This is a genomic window from Klebsiella sp. RHBSTW-00484, from assembly GCF_013705725.1.
Lineage (GTDB): Bacteria > Pseudomonadota > Gammaproteobacteria > Enterobacterales > Enterobacteriaceae > Klebsiella.
On record NZ_CP055481.1, the window covers coordinates 4834165 to 4854628 of the forward strand.

20 protein-coding genes are annotated in these 20464 nt (G+C 52.3%); 12 read left to right on the top strand and 8 right to left on the bottom strand.

Annotation, left to right across the window (positions count from 1 at the left end; genetic code table 11):
• The first annotated feature begins 60 nt into the window (after nucleotides 1-60).
• The 4 genes from HV213_RS22770 to HV213_RS22785 are packed head-to-tail and all read left to right on the top strand — an operon-like array spanning nucleotide 61 to nucleotide 3466.
• A complete protein-coding gene (locus HV213_RS22770; RefSeq protein ID WP_112214060.1) occupies nucleotides 61-960 on the top strand; it encodes a branched-chain amino acid ABC transporter permease in 900 nt (299 codons plus the stop codon).
• Nucleotides 960-2009, top strand: a complete 1050-nt coding sequence (locus HV213_RS22775; RefSeq protein WP_181483415.1) for a branched-chain amino acid ABC transporter permease — start codon at nucleotides 960-962, stop codon at nucleotides 2007-2009. The genes HV213_RS22770 and HV213_RS22775 overlap by 1 nt, the downstream gene beginning before the upstream one ends.
• Entirely contained in the window at nucleotides 1996-2778 is a 783-nt protein-coding gene (locus HV213_RS22780) for an ABC transporter ATP-binding protein (RefSeq protein ID WP_181483416.1), read from the top strand. Before HV213_RS22775 ends, HV213_RS22780 begins: the two co-directional genes overlap by 14 nt.
• Nucleotides 2771-3466, top strand: coding sequence for an ABC transporter ATP-binding protein (locus tag HV213_RS22785; protein ID WP_181483417.1), 696 nt, complete (start codon nucleotides 2771-2773; stop codon nucleotides 3464-3466). Before HV213_RS22780 ends, HV213_RS22785 begins: the two co-directional genes overlap by 8 nt.
• 118 nt (nucleotides 3467-3584) lie before the next feature.
• On the opposite strand, the gene HV213_RS22790 is transcribed toward HV213_RS22785, so the two are convergent.
• On the bottom strand, nucleotides 3585-3761 hold the full coding sequence (locus HV213_RS22790; protein WP_110273846.1) for a hypothetical protein: 177 nt from the start codon (nucleotides 3759-3761) through the stop codon (nucleotides 3585-3587).
• Nucleotides 3762-4063: 302 nt separating this feature from the next.
• Between HV213_RS22790 and HV213_RS22795 the strand changes: the two genes are divergently transcribed.
• From HV213_RS22795 to HV213_RS22810, 4 genes are read left to right on the top strand one after another with little or no spacing between them, the layout of a single operon-like run.
• Nucleotides 4064-4873 (top strand): ABC transporter substrate-binding protein, encoded by an 810-nt coding sequence (locus HV213_RS22795; protein ID WP_110273847.1) that lies wholly within the window; start codon nucleotides 4064-4066, stop codon nucleotides 4871-4873.
• Nucleotides 4874-4887: 14 nt separating this feature from the next.
• Nucleotides 4888-5706 (top strand): amino acid ABC transporter ATP-binding protein, encoded by an 819-nt coding sequence (locus HV213_RS22800; protein ID WP_181483418.1) that lies wholly within the window; start codon nucleotides 4888-4890, stop codon nucleotides 5704-5706.
• Nucleotides 5703-6455, top strand: a complete 753-nt coding sequence (locus HV213_RS22805) for an amino acid ABC transporter permease (RefSeq protein WP_181483419.1) — start codon at nucleotides 5703-5705, stop codon at nucleotides 6453-6455. The genes HV213_RS22800 and HV213_RS22805 overlap by 4 nt, the downstream gene beginning before the upstream one ends.
• Complete coding sequence (locus HV213_RS22810) at nucleotides 6445-7128, top strand: amino acid ABC transporter permease (RefSeq protein WP_181483420.1); 684 nt, start codon at nucleotides 6445-6447, stop codon at nucleotides 7126-7128. The genes HV213_RS22805 and HV213_RS22810 overlap by 11 nt, the downstream gene beginning before the upstream one ends.
• A gap of 426 nt (nucleotides 7129-7554) precedes the next feature.
• Here the strand turns inward: HV213_RS22810 and ecpR (HV213_RS22815) are convergent, their stop codons facing one another.
• The 7 genes from ecpR (HV213_RS22815) to ecpR (HV213_RS22845) form a co-directional block, all read right to left on the bottom strand.
• Entirely contained in the window at nucleotides 7555-8097 is a 543-nt protein-coding gene (gene ecpR / locus HV213_RS22815) for an ECP biosynthesis operon DNA-binding transcriptional regulator EcpR (RefSeq protein WP_181483421.1), read from the bottom strand.
• A gap of 689 nt (nucleotides 8098-8786) precedes the next feature.
• The gene (locus tag HV213_RS22820) at nucleotides 8787-9491 is read right to left on the bottom strand and encodes a fimbrial biogenesis chaperone (RefSeq protein WP_181483422.1); all 705 of its coding nucleotides are present in this window, start codon (nucleotides 9489-9491) and stop codon (nucleotides 8787-8789) included.
• Nucleotides 9460-11073, bottom strand: coding sequence for a fimbrial adhesin EcpD (gene ecpD, locus HV213_RS22825; RefSeq protein ID WP_228288636.1), 1614 nt, complete (start codon nucleotides 11071-11073; stop codon nucleotides 9460-9462). Before ecpD ends, HV213_RS22820 begins: the two co-directional genes overlap by 32 nt.
• A gap of 19 nt (nucleotides 11074-11092) precedes the next feature.
• Nucleotides 11093-13618 (bottom strand): fimbrial biogenesis outer membrane usher protein, encoded by a 2526-nt coding sequence (locus tag HV213_RS22830; RefSeq protein WP_181483424.1) that lies wholly within the window; start codon nucleotides 13616-13618, stop codon nucleotides 11093-11095.
• Nucleotides 13619-13643: 25 nt separating this feature from the next.
• A complete protein-coding gene (locus HV213_RS22835; protein ID WP_181483425.1) occupies nucleotides 13644-14312 on the bottom strand; it encodes an EcpB family pilus assembly chaperone in 669 nt (222 codons plus the stop codon).
• 60 nt (nucleotides 14313-14372) lie between these two features.
• Nucleotides 14373-14960, bottom strand: coding sequence for a common pilus major fimbrillin subunit EcpA (ecpA, locus tag HV213_RS22840; RefSeq protein ID WP_181483426.1), 588 nt, complete (start codon nucleotides 14958-14960; stop codon nucleotides 14373-14375).
• A gap of 160 nt (nucleotides 14961-15120) precedes the next feature.
• A complete protein-coding gene (ecpR, locus tag HV213_RS22845; RefSeq protein ID WP_181483427.1) occupies nucleotides 15121-15663 on the bottom strand; it encodes an ECP biosynthesis operon DNA-binding transcriptional regulator EcpR in 543 nt (180 codons plus the stop codon).
• A 1123-nt stretch (nucleotides 15664-16786) separates the two neighbouring features.
• Here ecpR (HV213_RS22845) and phnC point away from each other — a divergent pair.
• From phnC to phnE (HV213_RS22865), 4 genes are all read left to right on the top strand, one after another.
• The gene (phnC, locus tag HV213_RS22850) at nucleotides 16787-17629 is read left to right on the top strand and encodes a phosphonate ABC transporter ATP-binding protein (RefSeq protein WP_181483428.1); all 843 of its coding nucleotides are present in this window, start codon (nucleotides 16787-16789) and stop codon (nucleotides 17627-17629) included.
• A 23-nt stretch (nucleotides 17630-17652) separates the two neighbouring features.
• Nucleotides 17653-18594 carry a phosphonate ABC transporter substrate-binding protein gene (gene phnD, locus HV213_RS22855; RefSeq protein ID WP_181483429.1) on the top strand — a complete coding sequence of 314 codons (942 nt, stop codon included), beginning with the start codon at nucleotides 17653-17655 and terminating at the stop codon, nucleotides 18592-18594.
• 68 nt (nucleotides 18595-18662) lie between these two features.
• Complete coding sequence (gene phnE, locus HV213_RS22860; protein WP_181483430.1) at nucleotides 18663-19535, top strand: phosphonate ABC transporter, permease protein PhnE; 873 nt, start codon at nucleotides 18663-18665, stop codon at nucleotides 19533-19535.
• Nucleotides 19532-20413, top strand: coding sequence for a phosphonate ABC transporter, permease protein PhnE (gene phnE / locus HV213_RS22865; protein WP_181483431.1), 882 nt, complete (start codon nucleotides 19532-19534; stop codon nucleotides 20411-20413). The genes phnE (HV213_RS22860) and phnE (HV213_RS22865) overlap by 4 nt, the downstream gene beginning before the upstream one ends.
• Nucleotides 20414-20464: the final 51 nt, after the last annotated feature.

Genomic DNA, 20464 nt, shown 5'->3' on the forward strand with positions numbered 1-20464 from the left:
CAAGTTGCATGTGCGTTGGTTGTAACTCGAATTATTTAGGGTAGATAAGAGAGATAACAGATGGATGGTGCCATTTTTCTCCAGCAAGTGGTCAATGGAATGAGCCTCGGGGGCATGTACGCCCTGATTGCCATCGGCTATACGATGGTTTATGGGGTGCTGCGCCTGATCAACTTCGCCCATGCGGACGTCATGATGGTCGGGGCGTTTACCACCCTGTTTTTATTTTCTTCTATTGGGCTACCCTTTGGGGTAGCTGTTTTCCTGACCCTCGCGCTGTGCGGCCTGTTCGGGATGCTTATCGACCGGGTGGCCTACCGTCCGCTGCGCCAGGCATCAAAAATCTCGATGCTGATCACCGCCATCGGCGTCAGTTTCTTTCTCGAAAACCTGTTCAACGTGCTGTTTGGCGGCAGCTCGCGCTTTTTCGCCGCGCCGGAATTCTTCAATAACACCCGCGCTTTTGGTGACGTGATTATCACCAACGTAGCGTGGATCGTACCGCTGATTACCGTTCTGTTGTTGTTGGCGATCCTCTGGCTGCTGTACCGCACTCGCTACGGAATGGCTATCCGCGCGGTGGCTTTCGACGTCAATACCGTGCGTCTGATGGGCATCGACGCCAACCGTATTATCTCGCTGGTATTCGCTCTCGGCAGCAGCCTCGCGGCGCTGGGCGGGGTGTTCTACTCGATTAGCTATCCGACCATCGACCCGCTGATGGGCGTGCTGATTGGCCTGAAAGCCTTCGCCGCCGCGGTGCTTGGCGGAATAGGCAGCGTCACCGGCGCGGTGTTAGGTGGTTTTATTCTCGGTTTTACCGAAGTGGTCGCGGTTGCGCTATTTCCCGAACTTGGCGGCTACAAAGACGCCTTCGCCTTTATGTTCTTGATTCTGGTCCTCTTATTCCGCCCGGTTGGCATTATGGGCGATGAACGTCTGGAAAGGAGCCGTTTCTGATGCTCAACGCGACAACGACCGCCGGGGCGCAGCTGCGCAACCTGGTCATTATTGTTATCTGCATTGCGCTGCTGGCCGGGATTAACGTGGTCTTCAACGACTATATTATTCGCGTCATCAGCACCATTTTTGTCTTTATGATCCTCGCAGTCAGCTACAACCTGATCAACGGCGTCACCGGCCAGTTGTCGCTGGAGCCCAACGGCTTTGTGGCGGTCGGCGCTTACGTCACCGCTTTATTGATTCTCTCTAACGACAGCAAGCTGGATATGTTTGAGATGGCCGCTCCCAGCCCGTGGATCCTCGTGCTGCACGCCAGTTTCCTGCCCGCGTTGCTTATCAGCGGCCTGTGCGCGGCGGCGCTGGCGGTGTGCCTTGCCTTGCCGGTATTCCGCGTACGCGGCGACTACCTGGCGATCGTCACCCTCGGCTTCGGCTTTATTATTAAAATCCTCGCCATTAACAATCCGCAGATCACCAACGGCGCGATTGGCCTCAACGATATCCCCCAACAGCCGCATCTGCTGTTCTGGTGCGGGCTGTTCGCTCTGCTGGCGACCGGGATGATTTTGCAACTGGTGTGGTCGAAATACGGGCGAATGATGAAAGCCGTGCGCGACGATGAAGACGCCGCCATCGCCATGGGGGTAAACACGTTTCGGATTAAAACCTGTGCTTTCGCCACCAGCGCATTCTTTGAAGGGATCGGCGGCGGCCTGCTGGCATCGCTGCTGACCACCATATCGCCGAACCTGTTCGACTTTATGCTCACCTTCCAGTTGCTGATTATTATCGTGCTCGGCGGTCTGGGCAGCACCACTGGCGCGCTGCTCGGTACCGTGCTGGTAGTCGGCAGCGGCGAGTGGCTGCGCTTTCTCGACCAGCCGCTCCAGTTCTTCGGTCACGATCTCGGGGCATATCCGGGACTGCGAATGGTGGTGTTCTCGCTGCTGCTGCTGATCATCATGCTGTTCGCCCGCGAAGGTCTGCTGGGCAAAAAAGAGATTTGGCAAGTGGGTAAAAGGGGCCGTGGCTATGGCGCAAAATAAGGTCATTTTACAGGTACAGGACGTCACCATGCAGTTCGGTGGGCTGCGGGCCATCGACAACGTCAGTTTCCACGTCGACGAGGCGGAAATTTTTGGCCTGATTGGCCCCAACGGCGCGGGTAAAACCACTATGTTCAACGTGATTACCGCCAACTATAAACCGACCAGCGGCAGCGTGACCCTTGCGGGAAAATCGTTGAAAGGGCTGAAGCCGAACCAGGTGGTCAACGCCGGGATCGCCCGCACCTTTCAGAATATCCGCCTGTTTAACTCGATGACGGTATTAGAAAACGTGATGGTCGGCCTTGATAGCGCCAGCCGCTATTCACTGCTGGAAGCGGCGCTGCATATCGGCCGCTATTTCCCCGCTGAACGAGCGGCGAAGGCCAAGGCAATGGCGATTCTGGACGATATCGGCATCGCCCATTTCGCCGATATGCAGGCCACTAACCTCAGCTACGGCAACCAGCGTAAGGTCGAGATCGCCCGCGCGCTGGCGACATCGCCTAAGCTATTGCTGCTGGATGAACCCGCTGCCGGGATGAACCCAAAAGAGACGGAAGATCTGGCGGACCTGATCTTCCGTATGCGTGACGACTACCAGCTCAGCGTGCTGTTAATTGAGCACGACATGCCGTTCGTCAACAAGCTGTGCGAGCGGGTGATGGTGCTGGAGTACGGTAAACCGCTGTTCAGCGGCCTGATGTCCGAAGCCATTGAGGATCCGGAGGTGATTTCCGCTTACCTGGGGGACGTCCGTTATGCTTAGCGCGCGCGAGTTAAAAGTGTTTTACGGTGTGATTCAGGGACTGAAAGGCGTTGATATTGATATCAACGACCGGGAGATCGTGACCTTAATCGGCAGCAACGGCGCGGGGAAAACCTCAACCCTCAACGGTATCGTCAATCTGGTGCGTTCCACAGGGCGGGTGAAGTTTCTCAACGAGGATATTTCCCGCAGCCAGACGCACCAGATTGTGCGTCGGGGGCTGGCGCTGGTCCCCGAGGGGCGGCGCATCTTCACTAACCTGACTATCGAAGAAAACCTGCGCATGGGGGCCTACAACAATCTCGCCGGATTCACCCGCCTGCGCGATCGCATGTACAGCCTGTTTCCCCGGCTCAAAGAGCGGCGTAATCAGATGGCGGGCACCATGAGCGGCGGCGAGCAGCAGATGCTGGCTATCTCCAGAGCGTTAATGAGCGAGCCGGTTTTACTGATGCTTGATGAGCCAAGCCTCGGGCTGGCGCCGAAAATTGTCGGCGAGCTGTTCGCCACGATTAAGCAGCTGCGGGAGGAGAATATTACCGTGCTGCTGGTAGAACAGAACGCCACGGCGGCGTTGACTATCGCCGATCGCGCCTATGTGCTGGAGAATGGGAAGATTATGCTTTCCGGCCCGGCCCCGGAGGTGCTGGCAAATCCGGAAATTAAGCGGATGTATCTCGGCGGTTAACACGAAAGCAAAGCTGTTCATGGCTGCGGCATCGCTTCCTGCGTCGCCGCAACCGCAAACAGCCTCTCGCTACACAAAGCACACCTCATTCCAGTAGGCTTCACGCGTCCTGCGCCGCTCAGTATGTTTTATCATGGCGAAACCACCTTGTTTCCACGTTACCGAGGTCAATTCCGTAGAGACTGGCGACCGGTAATATCGCCTCCATCATGCGTTGGGTATCCTGCTGCCCGGCTTCACCGTTAGATAAAGATGCCAGCCAGCCCGTGATGCGTTGCCATAGTGCCACTTTCATTTTTCTCCTCCGTCGGGAAGCGTTTTGCTTGCGTCTATTTCAACCACAGTTGACGGCGGGCGGGAAATATCAATTCCTGATTTGTAATTCTGCGGGATGCATATTAGGGGTGAGAGGATGTTCCCGGAGGCGGTGCGGGCTACTTGTCCCTGGTTTGGTAGCACAGAGCCGGATAAACAATATCCACAACTTTGTTAAGTTCTTTTTCGTTATACATAAGAACTTTTTCTTCTTTGCCGCAGACGGTCAATTTGTGGGAGCGTGATTAACACAAAACAAAACAGGGATTCAGGGGATAAATTATGCGCATTGCAAAAACAAAAATCGCGCTGGCGCTGGGCATTCTGGTGCTCGCCGCGCAGGCTCAAGCCGACCAATTAGCCGATATCAAAGCCGCCGGGGTGGTCAAAGTCGCCACCTTCGACGCCAACCCGCCTTTCGGCTCGGTAGACCCGAAAACGCATAAAATCGTCGGCTACGACGTGGACTTCGCCGAAGCGCTGGCAAAATCTCTCGGCGTGAAGCTGGAACTGGTCGCCACTAACCCGGCTAACCGCATTCCGCTGCTGCAATCAGGTAAAGCCGATCTGATCGTTGCCGACATCACCATCACCCCGGAACGTGCACAGGTAATTGATTTCTCAACACCTTATTTCGTTACTGGCCAACAGTTCCTCGTCCCGGCCAAATCAGCAGATAAACTTGATGATTACAGCAAAGCGCGCATCGGTGCGGTAAAAGGCACCACCGGCGAGCAGGCGCTGCATCAGCGTTTTCCGCAATCTCGCGTGCTCTCTTATGACGATATTCCGCTGGCGCTGACCGCCCTGCGCAACGGTAACGTGCAGGCGATCACTCAGGACAGCACCATTCTCGCCGGGCTGCTGGCGGAAGCGCCGGACAAGGCGAACTTCAAAATCATTCCTGACCTGCTGAGCAAAGAAGAGATTGGCGTCGGTGTGAAGAAAGGCGAACCGGCTTTGTTGAAAGCGGTGAACGACGAGCTGGTGAACCTGGAGAAATCCGGCGAAGCGGCCAAAATTTACGACGTCTGGTTTGGCCCGAGCACCAAAACCCCGCAGCCGCGCGCCTTTACTATCGAAGCTAAATAAGCAGAAAATACATTATGTTATCGGCTCTATTTTCACGCTCCGCGGCATCGTCCGCGGATTTTTCGCACCTAAAGCGCGCAAGTATTGAGTTCCGCGATGTCGCCAAAAGCTACGGCGATCATCGGGTACTGAACGGCGTTAATTTGCAGGTCGAACCCGGCGAAGTGGTGGCAATCCTCGGCCCTTCGGGATCGGGAAAATCAACCCTGATCCGTCTGATCAACCAGTTGGAATCCCTCAGCGGCGGCGAGATCCTGATCGACGGCAAACCGACGCGTAAGCTCACCGGCAGCGCCCTGCGCCAGCTGCGCAGCCGGGTCGGCTTTGTCTTTCAACAGTTTAATCTCTACGCCCACCTGACGGCGCAGGAGAATATTACCCTCGCGCTGGAGCGGGTTCACGGCTGGGGCAAAAGCGCCGCCCGCGAACGCGCGTTAGCGCTGCTCAAACAGGTTGGTCTCGAAGATAAAGCCCAACAGATGCCCGCCCAGCTCTCCGGCGGTCAGCAGCAGCGGGTAGCTATCGCCCGCGCCCTCGCCTCCTCACCGCAAATCATCCTGTTCGATGAACCGACATCAGCGCTGGACCCGGAAATGATCGGCGAAGTCTTACAGGTGATGAAAACCCTCGCCCATAGCGGGATCACCATGGTGGTGGTGACGCACGAGATGCAGTTCGCCCGCGAGATTGCAGACCGGGTGGTGTTTATCGACGGCGGCGATATTCTCGAAGTCGCACCGCCGGCCGAGTTCTTCGCCCGACCGCAGCACGCCCGCACCCGTCGTTTTCTGCAAAAGGTGCTCGACCCGCTGCACCAGGAGAGTGAGGCGTGATCCCGCATCTCGACTGGCACGGCGTGCTGAGCGGGCAGCCGCTGCAATGGATAATCTCCGGTTTTCTCACCACCGTCTGGGTTAGCGTCGCCGGGATGATTCTGGCGACCGCGCTGGCTATCCTGCTGCTGGCGCTGCGCCTCGGCGGCGGTCGGCCCGGACGCTGGCTGGTGGCGGCCTGGGTTTCACTGTTTCGCAATACGCCGCTGCTGGTTCAACTGCTGTTCTGGTATTTTGCCGCCTGGAATCTGCTGCCGCTTGGGGCACGGGATTTTATCAACGACGAACATAGCTGGTCGATTCTGCCGGGCAACGTCTGGTGGCTAACGCCGGAGTTTCTCTGCTCAATGTGGGGACTCGGGGTCTTTACCTCGGCGTTTCTGATTGAGGAGATCGCCTCCGGATTACGCGCCGTTAGCCATGGTCAGCGGGAAGCAGCGCTGTCGCAGGGGTTCACACCCTGGCAAGAGCTGCGCCACATTCTGCTGCCGCAGGGGCTGGCTAACGCCTGGCAGCCGATTATCGGCCAATATCTGAACCTGATGAAGCTCTCTTCGCTGGCGAGCGGCATCGGCTTTGCCGAACTCACCTATCAGGTGCGGCAAATTGAGAGCTACAACGCGCATGCGCTGGAGGCCTTTGCCGTCGGCACCGTGCTGTATCTGGCGCTTGGCGTGGTCATGGGCGTGGCGCTGACGCGTTTCGGTCCGGGAAAACATCAGCAAAGGAGAGCCGGGTATGAACGCTAATCTGGCGGTGATTGTCGATAACCTCGACTATCTGCTGTGGGGACGACTGGCGGACGGTATTCCCGGCGGCGTGGTGTTAACGCTGCTGATGGCTATCGGCGCCGCCGCGCTGGCGCTGCCCGGCGGGGTGCTGTTGGCGGGTATCGCCTGGCGCTACGGCGGGATCGTGCGGCGATTATTATTTCTGTGGGCGGAAATCATTCGCGGCATTCCGCTGATTTTCGTGATTTTCTGGCTGTGGTATCTGCTGCCAATGCTTACCGGCAGCGACCTGCCGGGGGCGGTGACCGTCACGGTAGCGCTGGCGTGGTTTACCGCCGCCTCGGTGATGCACTCGGTGCTGGCTGGCCTGCAATCGCTGCCGCACGGGCAGTACGAAGCGGCGCTGACCCAGGGGTTTGCTCCCGGACAAACGCTGCGCCTGATCCTGCTGCCGCAGGCGTTACGCAATGTTCAGCCGTCACTGGTCGGGATATTTATCGGCCTGCTCAAAGACACTTCGCTGGCCTTTATCGTCAATGTACCGGAACTGACCACCGTCGCCGGGCAGGTCAATAACCGCGTGCAGATATATCCGCTGGCGATTTTTGTCTTTACCGGCGCGGTTTATTACCTGCTGTGCTGCGGCCTGAGCCTGCTGGCAAATCGTCGGTATACGAGAGCAGCCGGGTAAATCATTCGACATGGCGCGGTTAATTGATATCGCGCCATGTTGCTTTAACGTGGATTTTTATGGCTATCCTGAGGTGATACAGGTCAGCGCGGAGTACATACAGGAAAATACAATGACCAAATCAAGGGTAATATTTTATATTTAATACTGATTGCTATTTAAGGGTGTGTGAATCCTCTATACCCTAAATAATTCGAGTCGCAGGCAGGCGGCAAGGAAGTGGATCCCGATGAGTTTACTCTGATAAGTGATTCGGGTAAGCGACAAATCTGCCGGGAGCAGATGTGAACGTCGCTTGCGACGGCCCGCCAGGGCGAGGCCCATGAATGGGCCGAGTCATCCGCAGCCAACACACATGCCACTTGAAGTGTGATGGGTATATACATTTCAAAAATCACCCTCAGGATATTATTAACAAAAACACTATCAAATGGCTATTCGATTTATCTTTGAATACAGCTTCCCCTCAGCATTGCGCTGATGGGTATATACCGTTTTCACACTGCAATTTTCTATTCTGGCAATTGATTTAGGCTGCATGCCTTGCGCAAGGAGACCAATAATCTGCATCTCTTTTTTGGTCATTTTTCCTTTTTTAATATCCGTGCGCAGAAATCTACCATTTATTACCCGAGCTAATTCATAGCGGACATTGCGTAGCGAACCAGCGTAAACCACACCTCTGGCCTGGCTATTAAAATACCAATAATTAGCCAACGCCTCCAACCGGGTAGCGGCAATTAATACCACCTGTTTTTTCTCTGTTTTCCTCAACCATTGCTGCTCATGGCTGATAAAGTGGCTCATAAATTTTGGGCTAATATTAATAAATATAAAATCTTCCCGTATAGTTTCCAGGGAAGGGTAAATTAAATCTCTAATCTCAAAAATAATCTCGGATAATCCATCAGCAAAGTAGCGATCTTCCTTTGGCCAGATGCATGACCTTAAATCAGATTGATAGTCCATATATCACGCGTTCCTCCTCCATGATCTTACCGATCTCCCCTAACGCTAAAATGGGACAGAAGGCGGTTATTCCCCCTTCCTGAGTAAAAAAACAAATATACACAGAAAAAACAATCCATTTCGTGCATAAATCAAAATAAAACATAGATAAAACGAATAATCACTATATACACACAGAATAAAAAATGAAATATCTCTTCTGCCATTAAGAATCTATGTGTTTAATTAACATGAGTCAATATGAAGGGCCGGTTAAATCTTAATTCACACACCAAGCATTAGAACAACTGAAATAAAATAACAAAAAAAGTTAGAAATACTTAACTAAATAAAATTAAGCACAGAGGAAGAAACAGATAAATATCAACAAGATAAGAAAAAATGATTAAATGGAAAAATTCTCAATTCACTCTACCCAGGAATTTTACCGAAGTTCATTCGGAATTCCTTTAGGAATAATGGAATAAATAAAGAATATAAATAACAAAAGATAAAATAAAAGACAGCGTGAATCATTCTATTGAAGAATATTATATATATTCGGGATACAAAAATACCATTTCATAATATTCATAAAAGGTGGAATTCGATCCGGGTTACTGAACAAAAAATAGACAAAGGAACATCATGAATCCAGAACAGATCATTTGAGATTATGAGTTAACTCACGTTTACCTGAGTGTACCCGGCTACTTCACCGGGCAATCGTCAGTCATTTTAATAAATTTATCGTTATAGATGATGTAGTGGTTCCCAGGCTGGCGCAGCGTAGCCTGCCGGACAACGTCGCCGGGACGTAAATACCATGCATCTCCCTCCTCTTCCGTCGTGTCACATCCGGGCTTGATCAGCAGCTTAAACCAGGTGTTACCGGTATTGCTGACGGTACCCGCCGCACGATCAAAAAACCACTTGAACTGCACCTGGCGCGGGCGTACGACCAGGATGGTATCTATCACCACCACAGGTTCCATGCTGACCTCGGTACCGCCGGGATTGCGCATCACGTAGTTACGCGACGGAATTTCACGAAATGAAACCCGATAATAGCGTTCGCGATTGTCTTTCGGACCGTGGTAGTAAAACTTAAAATATTCGCTCTCGCCTGCCTGTAACGTCAGCTGACGTGGGGCAAACAGCAGCTCGCCATCTGCCGGGCGTGAACGCACTTCTTTGCCGCCAGGGCGGTCAATCGCCACGATTGAAACGCGGTACAGGCGCGCGCTTTTGTTATTATTTATCACCCGCTTAGCGGCAAATTCTGCGTCTGCCGCCAGCGAAAAGGTTAAGTTGCCGACGGAGATAGCCTGCGCCGCTGAGGATGCCCACAGCGCCAGCAGGCAGAAGGCTGTTGGCAGCCAATTAATTAATGTTACGCCACGTCGCCTGGACATGAATCTCTCCTGAAGCACTCACTTCACCAAACCAGCCGTTATTCTCTACCGTGCGCAGCGATATATCGTTATTCATCGGAATCGAAAACTTCACCGTTGTTTTATCCATCTGTCCCGTATCGCCGGAAATATCGGCCCATGGGGTGGTTAACCATAATGCGTCGGTCATATCGCGCCAGGTATCATCGCACCCGGCATCATAAGTTTTGGTGGTTCCTGCCCGGGTAAGAAATGCCAGCGTCGCCGGGAACGGTACTCTCGACGTCCCGTCAGGGGAACTAAAAATACAGTATGAACGCCCACCAATAACCTGTGCCGGACCGGTCACTTTAATTAGCACTTCATCGGCGGCGGTTTTACCGCTGGTCGTGACAATATAGCCGAAGTCCAGCGACGGTTCGCCGCTGCCAACATATCCTTCACGGGTTGGAGCAGAAGTATATTCATCGGAAATAATACTGATGCTGAAATCACGCGGTTTAATAATCAGCGTATTGGAGGTAGAAAACTCATACCAACCTGACTCCGGCGAGGTAGTGTTATAAAAACGGAAATTAAATAAATCTTTCGTATTAACATCACTGATGCCGAGATTCACCATCTGCTTAAAAAAGTTACTCGAGAAGAAAACATAGACTGAATCAGAGGATTTCATCTCATTGAACGTGTAGTACTGGGCAATGCCGTTAACCGGTTTCCATGAATTACCGTTCAGGCTGAACTGCATATCATAGGTACCCACCGCGGAAGCCAGCGACGAGTTGCTGATAGCTGGGAAAATATGAATAGAAGTATTACTCAGGCCGTTGGTTTGCAAATTGTAGTTCACCATTTTGCAGCTCAGGCCGGAACGGGTACCGATAGTTTGCGTCCGGCAATCGGCATTCCCCTCCCCCAGCGTTGGCACACCATCGCTATTAATAAACACTTCCGCCAGCGCATGGGTGTTAATTAGCTTTAGGCTTGCGGCTTTGGTATGAGTGACTTTACGCACGTACCAGCTTCCTGAAGCCTGATCTTTACAACGCGCGCCACTGCTGGCGTCATAGTTGACCGAGGTCTGACAGGAGTTGATGGTCATAGAGAAGCTGCTGCCGACCGACATCTGCTGCAGATACTGGTAGAAAGCGTCAGACATCATGCCGTGCATCCACTTTTGCCCGCCAGGCGTCACCGTCGCGCCATAGAAACCGCTGGCATCGGTGGTTTGCGGCTGAATCAGACTGGTGGTCATATTGCAGCCCGCATACCAGTTAATACAGCGCAGGCCCTGTAACGGATGAGATGTGGGGGAGTTATCGAACCACATATCAAACTTCCAGTTGGCAATCAGGCCCGTGTTATAGCCATTGTCGATATAGCCCAGACTCTGCTGATAGATAGTGCCCGAGCCGTTATATTTCAGCCCGGTCCAGCGGTTAGCCCCGGTCATACGCGGGTCTAAGCCGCCGCCAGGGGTAACAAAGAAGTTATCATCCGAGTTATTTTCGACGAACACAAACTGCATGGCCGCCGCATCCGGCCAGGTGGTTTTTGAGACCGCAGCATAGGTCCGGGTCACGCAGAGCGCCGCCGTTATCATCACTAAATATGCCAGCCACTTAGCTTTCATTACCTTCTCCTGTCGGCTGAACGCTGGCATAGGTCGCAAGTCCGCTACAGACCACATCACCTACCCACACCGCACCGCGCGCCTGGCTTAACTCCAGCGCCACTTCACAGCTCTGGTTTTTACCGTAACTGAAATCAATGGTCGGATATTTTTTATCCACATCCATCACAAACTCACCGTTGTCATCGGTACGGGTTCGCCCGATATGATTATTAATGCGCGCATTTGCCAGCAACGTGCCGTCTTCTGCGCGAATACGTCCAGAAACGGTCACCATCTGCTTCACTTCTGGCTCAATGACCGCCACGTTCCCCGGATAAAGGGTTAATTGGCTCTTACGCCCGGTGACGATGTCGTAGCTATCAAGCGAATTTTTGCTGTTTTGCAGCTCAATTTCATAACGGCTGTACGGCGACAGCGGCAGGTAGTTACGCTTGCCGGAAAGCTGCACGATCCGCCCGTTGACCTTCGCGCTCAGCTTGCCGTCATCCTCAAGACCGGTATTGAAAATCACCCCGGCGTTGCCGTCGGTACGCCCGCTGGCGGCGATATTTTTCCCCTGCCAGCCGACGCTGCCGTTGGCAGTCAGGTTAGTGTTTACATAGCCGTCCGCGCCGCTGTTCACGTTCAGCGTGCCGGTGGAATAACGGGTATCAAACTGAGCATAGGCGCCACCGCTGAGGGTTTTGTCATCGCCGGTATCGCCGGAAATCGCCCGCGAGATATTCGCGCCAATGGTACGAATGCTGCCTTCATCAAACTGTTTACGCGCCGACAGGTTAGCCATAGTGTAGCCGTTCTGGTGCGTCATCCCGGCACTGAACCAGTTGCCCAGCGGCAGCGAGAAGTCGAGCGCAATGTATTTCCCGGTATTCGCGCTGCTGTCACCATTATTAAAACGCTGGATCCCCGCGCGCAGCCCCATCGATCCCCACGATCCGGTATACAGCGTCTGATAATAATCTGCGGTGTAGTAATGGCTGTTATAGCGACGATCGTCGTTATAGCTGATGCTAAACGTTCCCAGTTTTGACCAGAGTGAATTCAGGTTCAGCGTACCGCCAATTGCCCGGTTATCGGCATTACTGCGCCGCAGTTTATCGCCGATTTGAGTTTTCTCCTGGTTGACCCAAACCGAACTGAATCCGCCGGGAAGCGTGGCGCTGATGCTACCGATGCTGCTCCATGAATTATCGCTGGCCAGCATATTTTGCAGGTTCACATTGATAGATTCAGTGAGCGGCAGCGTCAGACGAGTTTCGGCAACCGCATTGTTATCATAGCCGTAGCCGGTCGCCGCCCAGCTGAAGGTACTGACTGAACCGGAGGCCGAAGCCCCTGCCAGCCAGCTGTCTTTGGCCGGGAGCGTCTTTTTGCCGCTTTCGGACCAGCGGTCCATATGGAAGCTTCCGCCCCAGAACTGCCATGCCAGCGGCGCTCCTGCTCCTCGCCCGCGGCTAAACAGCTTATTCACTCTCTGGGTGCGTTTGCTGACTACCCGGCCATTCACAATCACTTCAACTTCAACATCATAAATCCCGTATGGCAGGCCGCGCGTATCCACCTCATGGTTACCCATGGCAAAGTTCTGCACGCTCACCAGCCGTCCCTCGCGGGTAAGATGAACTTCCCCTGCGGCGGGTAAAAAGGCAACCACTGGGGTGGCCGACTGGGTGTTATCAAACACCGTCGAACTGGCCTGGTTGCCCCAGGAAGCCCCGTAGATCTTCCCTGCTGAAATCGCGGTCATTGGGCCGAGCGATTGCAGGTTCCAGGTATCCAGCATTCCGCCCGCAAAGCGATGACCAGCAAAATCCCGCTCGTACATCGCTTTATACACTTCGCTATCCTGGTTACCTGAACCAATGCCGTACAGCGAGCCGTCCAGCACAACGTGATGTTCACGTAGCGCGGTGACATTATTCAGTGACAGATAGCTGGAGGTGTTGTTGCCACCATTGCGCATCTGGTTGTTATAAACGCCGAGGTTATAGTTCAGGGTGCTGCTGACGGTGTTAACGCTGGACTGACCAATATCCTCACTACGAGAACGCAGCACGGTACCCAATGCCTCTTTTTTCACCACCAGCTGTAGCAGCAGCTGGCGCAGGCTAAGTTCCAGCTGCGCGTCATCGGTCAGATTGATTTTAAGGTCTTTGCTGAAGGCTTCATTCGCCAGCGAAGTCAGCTGCTTTCGGGTTTGTTCACTCACGGTAGCGTTGCTGTCGCTTTCTTCCAGCTGAATTTGCCGCACGCGCAGAACGCCATTATCCAGCCAGATAAAGGCGTTACCAATTCTTTGATCGTCCTGGGTACCGGTGCTGCCTTCGAGATGAATATACAGCGGGATACTCATTCCATCCTGAAGCGCCTGACTGAAGGCCTGGGGGATAATCACGCCGCCGATTTGCTGTACCTTATCAGTAGCTGCACTCACGCTGAGCGGAACGGACAAAATGACCATGCCGGAGGCTAGAAGCGTTTTCAGTCCTGGGGTGATCCTTGGTAGAGCCATAGTCTTGGTCCGTCAGCACAGATGTCTATTTCACGGGAACAAACTGCTCGCCCTGCCAGAAGGCGACCCGTCCTTTTTTGTCAGCGACATTGACGCGCGTAAATCGGCGCTCTTTCCCCGGCATCAGGAAGTAGTTTTCTTTGCACTCTTTACCATCGGCGGCTTTCAGGCACGGGCCGTAGGCAAGAATGCGCAGCGTAGCGTTGCCGGTATTCACCATCTTTCCATCTGCGTACTGGTAGCGAAAATTCGCTTTTCTCGGCGCGACCACCAGGATGGTGCCAATGCGGGCTGAGGCCGTCGCCACCGCGCTGCGGGTGGAGCCATTACGCTGAGCGTCACTTAATGCCTGATCGAACCAGACGATGCGGTAATAGCGTTCTTTATCGTCCGCCGGGCCTTTATAGAAAAAGCGAATAACGTCGCTGGCCTTCGCCGGCAGCAGCAAACTGGCGGGAGTCAGTAAAATCTCGTCCTGCTTATCCATCGGAATCACCTTGCCGCCGTCTAGCGGTGAGGAGAGGCGTTCCATATGGATGTTAATGAGGCGACCACTGTCGGTCGTATTTTTGATCTCTTTACTCAGCGTGCTGCTGTCGCTGTTCATAAATGAAGAGATATCGCCCACATCCAGCGCCAGAGCTGGCGTCATTCCGCAGAGCAACAGGCCGATGGCCAGAATGTGATTTTTCATATGAATTCAGTCCGTGAAATAAGGCAGGGAGAAATCTCCCTGCCTGGTACGTCGGGAGGATCAGCTGGTCCAGGTTGCGTCGAACTGAACGCTGACGTCGCCGCTCCAGATACCTTCTGGCAGCGTGCTGTAGTCAGTCACGTCCGCAGTACCATCAGTGGTGCCGCTGATGATGGAGAACGTGAAACCGTCCTGCGCAGTGGTACGGCCAGCAGTTTTGTAACCGTTAGACAGCGCGCTGAGGTTGCCACCCAGGATGCCAGCAGTGGTGTCGATCATGGTGGTGTCACCGCTTTTTTCTACCGCAGCACCGTTATAATCAACGCCAACGTTCAGCGTAGAGCCGGAAGTATCCAGCTGAGTCAGGGTGTTGGTGATCAGACGAGAAGTCAGTTTGAATGAAGTCGCGGTGGAATCACCTTCGATAGCAACATCAAACAGGCCCTTCTGAGTATTAAAGCCTTTAATCCCTTCGGCATACTGGAAAGCCAGGCTGCCCAGTGGAGTAACCACCAGCTTGCTGGTAGTGTCTTTTTTGGCGGTTGCTGACCAGGTAGCGACTGCCTGAGCAGTAACGTCAGCAGCCTGAGCGACACCCATACCGGCAAACGCGGCTACCAGAGCAATTGCAATAACCTTTTTATTCATAGCATTTTCATCCTGAGTTTATTTAGGGACTTGATGTCCCACGTCTGTGTGCATTTCATTTCCCGCCATAGCTCAAGTCACATAAATATTACTTGTGACGTTAATTATTTTGGGTATAACGACTTGGTGCACAATTTTTAAAAACAATGTTTACTACTAATTAGAGCGCTAACTTATAAATTTTTGAATACAGTTTCGCCTCGGCATTACGTCGATGGGTATAAACTGTTTTCACACTACAATTTTCAACTTTGGCGATAGATTTCGGATGCATTCCCTGAGCCGTCATGCGAATTATTTGCATTTCTCTATCGGTAATTTTTTCTTTCTTTATATCTTTACGCAGAAAACGTCCATTAATAACGTAAGCCAGTTCCTGACGAATATCTTTGGTCAAATCAACATAAACTACACCGCGAATTGATCCATTGTAATACCAGTAATTGGCCAGTGCTTCTGATCGCCTTGCGGCGATAAGCACGATCTGCTTTCCTTTCATTTCTGCCAACCACTCGCTATCACGGCGGATAAAATAGTTCAGAGAACTGGCGCTAAGATTGATAAAAACAAACTCCTGGCACACTTTCGCCAGTGGCAGATAAATTAGTTTATCGATATCTAAAATAAGCTCAACCAGACCCGTCATAAAATAATTATCATGCGCAGGCCAGATGCACTTATCTAAAGAACATTTATGATCCATATAAAATTAAACCCCATAGTCCTGGAAATCTCGAACGTATCACACACTGCTGATAGCCCAGGCCTGCAAAGTCTAAGTCAGCAAATCCCTCTTTAATCGATATCCAATATAAAATCCAAACAGCATTACTTGAGATAAATAACACTAAAGAAATTGCTTGTTTCTAGTGGTTACAAATTTAGGATTTTTCTCGATGAGTGTCAATAAGTGTGGTGAATGCTAATTGCCGACCAGGTCAATTTAGGCCTTGAGAATAAAAATAAGAATATTGAGTTAAACATAAAAACCATTTATTTTCATGTGGTTATTGACGACCTATACGTAAATTCTTAATCAATTATTACCTAACATAGGATCTTATCTATATAAACTTAAGACTATTCTTAAGTGCGTGATTATTTAAAAAAGCTAAAAAACCGAACAAATACATAAATTAAGAATATAAACCTAAAATAAAAATAAATTACAGATAATAATTCCATTAACAATGCTTATTATCAGTTTTATGTTCCGCACAAAAGGCATAAAGGCAGACTAAAAAATTAGTGATGAAAATCGTAATCAATCGCTAAAACATTATCTATTCGATTAAACCGACTTAGAGCACAAGATCGTACGGACATCTGGAATCGTTTACCCGATATACCCTAAATAATTCGAGTTGCAGGAAGGCGGCGACGCAGTAAGTCCCCAGGAGCTTACTGAAGTAAGTGACTGGGGCGAGCGAGGACAAATTCGTCAGGAACGAATTTGAACGCTGTTCACAGCGCCCGTGAGGGCGAGGCCCAGGGATGGGCCGAGTATTGCCAACGCACATGCAACTTGAAGTATGACGGGTATAAACCTGGGTTTGCAGTTTGTGAGTAATGTCGCACAAAATTCCCAGTCTCCATCAGAGGAAAAATGTATCGGTATTTTTCTCAACAAATAGCGTAATAAAGGTAGCAGAACAGCTCGCGCCTCCCGGAAGGAGATGAAAAAATGTGATCCCTCACGTACTTTTTTACTCATAAAGCTGTTTGTTTTTTACATCCGTTCACTATTTGTTCGCTTTACTGTCATCTGGCAGTCATAAAAAACACCATTAATAGTGCCCAGTTTAATGACGAATCTGGACGCACTTATGAACAGCACTCTCGCTGCGGTTGCAGAAACCGATTATCAGCAGTTTACGCAACCCCATACCGCCCGACAGCGGACGGTCTTAAGCGTACGCAACCTGAGCAAATCCTACAGCGCGCAGCAAACCGTACTGGATAGCATCAGTTTCGATCTCCATACGGGCGAGCTGGTTGGCGTGATTGGCCGATCCGGTGCAGGCAAATCCACCCTATTACATGTCCTGAATGGTACCCATAGCACCAGCGGCGGCGAGATCCTGAGCTATCCAGAAGTAGGGACGCCACAGGATATATCAAAGCTGACAGGCCGCGCGTTAAATGCCTGGCGCAGCCAGTGCGGGATGATATTTCAGGATTTCTGCCTGGTTCCCCGTCTCGATGTGTTAACCAACGTGCTGCTGGGACGCCTGAGCCAAACCTCAACCCTGAAATCGTTATTCAAAGTCTTTCCTGATGCTGACCGCGCCCGCGCTATCTCTCTACTCGAATGGATGAATATGCTGCCACATGCGCTACAGAGGGCGGAAAATCTATCCGGCGGTCAAATGCAGCGCGTGGCAATTTGCCGGGCGTTAATGCAAAACCCGGGTATTTTACTGGCCGATGAACCCGTCGCCTCTCTCGACCCAAAAAATACGCAGCGGATCATGAATGTTCTACGCGAAATTAGCGAACAGGGTATCAGCGTAATGGTAAACCTGCACTCGGTGGAACTGGTGCGTGAATATTGCACCCGAGTTATCGGCGTAGCCAAAGGCAAGATTATTTTTGACGACCATCCCACTCGGCTGAATCAGGATATTCTGCATCGGCTGTACGGCGATGAAATTAGCCAATTGCATTAAATTTCACTCACACGGGCAAAATAATGAAAAAGTACATCACTGGCGCAGTTCGTTTATCCGCAGCGGTTGCAGGCATTATGATGGCGTGGCAGGCAAGTGCTGCTGAGCAACCGAAGGAATTAAATCTGGGCATCCTTGGCGGTCAGAACGCAACGCAGCAAATTGGTGATAACCAGTGCGTTAAACAGTTCCTCGATAAAGAGCTGAACGTGGATACCAAATTACGCAACTCCTCCGACTATTCTGGCGTGATTCAGGGGTTGCTGGGCGGAAAAGTTGACGTGGTATTAAGTATGTCGCCGTCATCTTACGCTTCGGTTTATATTAACAACCCGAAGGCCGTTGATATTGTCGGTATCGCCGTTGATGATAAAGATCAATCCCGCGGCTACCACTCGGTGGTGGTAGTTAAAGCCGATAGCCCTTATAAAAAGTTAGAAGACCTGAAAGGTAAAGCGTTTGGTTTTGCCGATCCGGATTCCACTTCCGGCTTTTTAATTCCGAACCACGCCTTTAAACAGCAGTTCGGCGGCACATCGGATAATAAATATAACAACTTCTTCTCCAGCGTGACCTTCTCCGGCGGCCACGAGCAAGACATTCTTGGCGTGCTGAACGGTCAGTTTGCCGGGGCGGTGACCTGGACCTCCATGGTGGGCGATTACAACAGCGGCTACAGCGTCGGTGCTTTCAATCGCCTGATTCGCATGGATCACCCGGACCTGATGAAACAAATCCGTATTATCTGGCAATCGCCGCTAATCCCGAATGGCCCAATCCTGGTGAGTAACGCTCTGCCTGCTGACTTCAAGGCCAAAGTCGTCACTGCGATTAAAAAGCTGGATACCGACGATCACGCCTGCTTTATTAAAGCGATGGGCGGTACCCAGCATATTGGCCCCGGTAGCGTGGCTGATTTCCAGCAGATCATCGATATGAAACGCGAACTGGTTAGCGCGCGTTAATCCCGCCCTGACGCCGCCGCCCGGCACATTTCGCGGGCGGCGGCGACTCGTTGAAGACACTGCGACGCATGAATAACACCCATACCGAATTTGAACGCTATTACCAGCAGGTCCGCGCACGGCAAAAGCGTGACACTTTTAGCTGGTCTCTGCTGCTATTGGTTCTCTATTTCGCCGCCGGTAGCATGGCCGAGTTTAATCTCTTCACCATCTGGCATTCGCTGCCCAACTTTCTCGATTACATGTTTGAGACCTTGCCGACTCTGCATATCGCCGATCTGCTTGCTAATTCACATACCAAAGGCTCGCTGGCGTACTGGGGCTATCGCCTGCCCATTCAGTTGCCGCTTATCTGGGAAACGCTACAGCTGGCTCTGGCGTCCACGCTGGTTGCAGTAGTTATCGCCACCCTGCTGGCGTTTATTGCCGCCAATAACGCCTGGTCCCCAGCCCCGCTGCGCTTTGCCGTTCGGGTGCTGGTGGCGTTTCTGCGCACCATGCCGGAGCTGGCGTGGGCGGTGATTTTCGTTATGGCCTTCGGTATCGGCGCGATCCCCGGCTTTCTGGCATTAATGCTGCACACCATTGGCAGCCTGACCAAACTGTTCTATGAAGCGGTAGAGAGCGCGCAGGATAAACCGGTGCGCGGGCTGGCCGCCTGTGGCGCTTCGCGGCTGCAACGCATTCGCTTTGCCCTGTGGCCGCAGGTGAAACCGATTTTTCTCTCCTACGGCTTTATGCGCCTGGAGATTAACTTCCGCTCTTCAACCATCCTTGGACTGGTGGGCGCGGGCGGCATCGGCCAGGAGCTGATGACCAATATCAAACTGGATCGTTACGATCAGGTCAGTATCACGCTGCTGCTGATCATTATTGTCGTGTCGCTGCTGGATATGCTGTCCGGCCGCCTGCGGCAGTGGGTTCTGGAGGGAAAAAAATGAGTCAATGGCAAAACCAACCGGATATCGCCGCCAGCCGTCATCAGCATCAGCATTTATATAAGGCTCAGGGACGCTATCTGCGCTACGTCGGCCTGCTGGCTCTGGCCAGCGTGCTTTATTATGTTTGGTTCTTTATGCAGTTCGGCATCAGCGGCGAGCAGCTCACCACCGGGCTGCAGCAAATCGGCCGTTATCTGCTGCGGATGTTCGTCTGGCGCGACTTCTTCAACTGGCCGTTCGGCTATTATTTCACCCAAATCGGTATTACCCTGGCGATCGTTTTTGCCGGGACCATTACCGCGACGGTTATCGCCCTGCTGCTTTCATTTCTCGCGGCGCGCAATATTATGCGCGGCTTTATTCCAGCAACCATCGCCCTGCTAATGCGCCGGTTGTTTGATGTCCTGCGCGGAATCGATATGGCGATCTGGGGTCTGATTTTCGTGCGCGCCGTCGGGCTTGGGCCGCTGGCCGGGGTATTGGCGATCATCATGCAGGATACCGGGCTGCTGGGTCGCCTGTACGCCGAAGGGCACGAGGCGGTTGACCGCTCACCGGGGCGCGGGCTGACGGCAGTGGGTGCCAACGGTTTGCAGAAGCACCGCTTTAGCATTTTCACCCAATCTTTTCCGACGTTTCTGGCGCTGAGTCTGTATCAGATTGAGTCCAACACCCGTTCAGCAGCGGTGCTGGGTTTTGTTGGCGCAGGGGGGATCGGTCTGATTTATGCGGAAAACATGCGCCTGTGGAACTGGGACGTGGTGATGTTTATCACCCTGCTGCTGGTCATTGTAGTCATGGCGATGGATACGCTTTCCGCGTGGCTGCGTCGCCGTTATATCGGCGGCAATGTGGTGCCGCTGTTTAAAGCCGATTAGTTCTGATATTGCGACGTTCCCGGAGGCGGCGCAATGCGCCTGTCCGGGCTA

What these genes read in the sequence shown, in the direction of transcription:
- phnC (WP_181483428.1), top strand. Translation starts at nt 16,787, where the DNA reads ATGAACAGCACTCTCGCTGCGGTTGCAGAAACCGATTATCAGCAGTTT.
- HV213_RS22810 (WP_181483420.1), top strand. Translation starts at nt 6,445, where the DNA reads ATGAACGCTAATCTGGCGGTGATTGTCGATAACCTCGACTATCTGCTG.
- HV213_RS22790 (WP_110273846.1), bottom strand. Translation starts at nt 3,761, where the DNA reads ATGAAAGTGGCACTATGGCAACGCATCACGGGCTGGCTGGCATCTTTA.
- HV213_RS22820 (WP_181483422.1), bottom strand. Translation starts at nt 9,491, where the DNA reads ATGTCCAGGCGACGTGGCGTAACATTAATTAATTGGCTGCCAACAGCC.
- ecpR (WP_181483421.1), bottom strand. Translation starts at nt 8,097, where the DNA reads ATGGACTATCAATCTGATTTAAGGTCATGCATCTGGCCAAAGGAAGAT.
- ecpA (WP_181483426.1), bottom strand. Translation starts at nt 14,960, where the DNA reads ATGAATAAAAAGGTTATTGCAATTGCTCTGGTAGCCGCGTTTGCCGGT.
- HV213_RS22800 (WP_181483418.1), top strand. Translation starts at nt 4,888, where the DNA reads ATGTTATCGGCTCTATTTTCACGCTCCGCGGCATCGTCCGCGGATTTT.
- ecpD (WP_228288636.1), bottom strand. Translation starts at nt 11,073, where the DNA reads ATGATAACGGCGGCGCTCTGCGTGACCCGGACCTATGCTGCGGTCTCA.
- HV213_RS22835 (WP_181483425.1), bottom strand. Translation starts at nt 14,312, where the DNA reads ATGAAAAATCACATTCTGGCCATCGGCCTGTTGCTCTGCGGAATGACG.
- HV213_RS22780 (WP_181483416.1), top strand. Translation starts at nt 1,996, where the DNA reads ATGGCGCAAAATAAGGTCATTTTACAGGTACAGGACGTCACCATGCAG.
- HV213_RS22830 (WP_181483424.1), bottom strand. Translation starts at nt 13,618, where the DNA reads ATGGCTCTACCAAGGATCACCCCAGGACTGAAAACGCTTCTAGCCTCC.
- ecpR (WP_181483427.1), bottom strand. Translation starts at nt 15,663, where the DNA reads ATGGATCATAAATGTTCTTTAGATAAGTGCATCTGGCCTGCGCATGAT.
- HV213_RS22785 (WP_181483417.1), top strand. Translation starts at nt 2,771, where the DNA reads ATGCTTAGCGCGCGCGAGTTAAAAGTGTTTTACGGTGTGATTCAGGGA.
- HV213_RS22795 (WP_110273847.1), top strand. Translation starts at nt 4,064, where the DNA reads ATGCGCATTGCAAAAACAAAAATCGCGCTGGCGCTGGGCATTCTGGTG.
- HV213_RS22770 (WP_112214060.1), top strand. Translation starts at nt 61, where the DNA reads ATGGATGGTGCCATTTTTCTCCAGCAAGTGGTCAATGGAATGAGCCTC.
- phnD (WP_181483429.1), top strand. Translation starts at nt 17,653, where the DNA reads ATGAAAAAGTACATCACTGGCGCAGTTCGTTTATCCGCAGCGGTTGCA.
- phnE (WP_181483430.1), top strand. Translation starts at nt 18,663, where the DNA reads ATGAATAACACCCATACCGAATTTGAACGCTATTACCAGCAGGTCCGC.
- phnE (WP_181483431.1), top strand. Translation starts at nt 19,532, where the DNA reads ATGAGTCAATGGCAAAACCAACCGGATATCGCCGCCAGCCGTCATCAG.
- HV213_RS22775 (WP_181483415.1), top strand. Translation starts at nt 960, where the DNA reads ATGCTCAACGCGACAACGACCGCCGGGGCGCAGCTGCGCAACCTGGTC.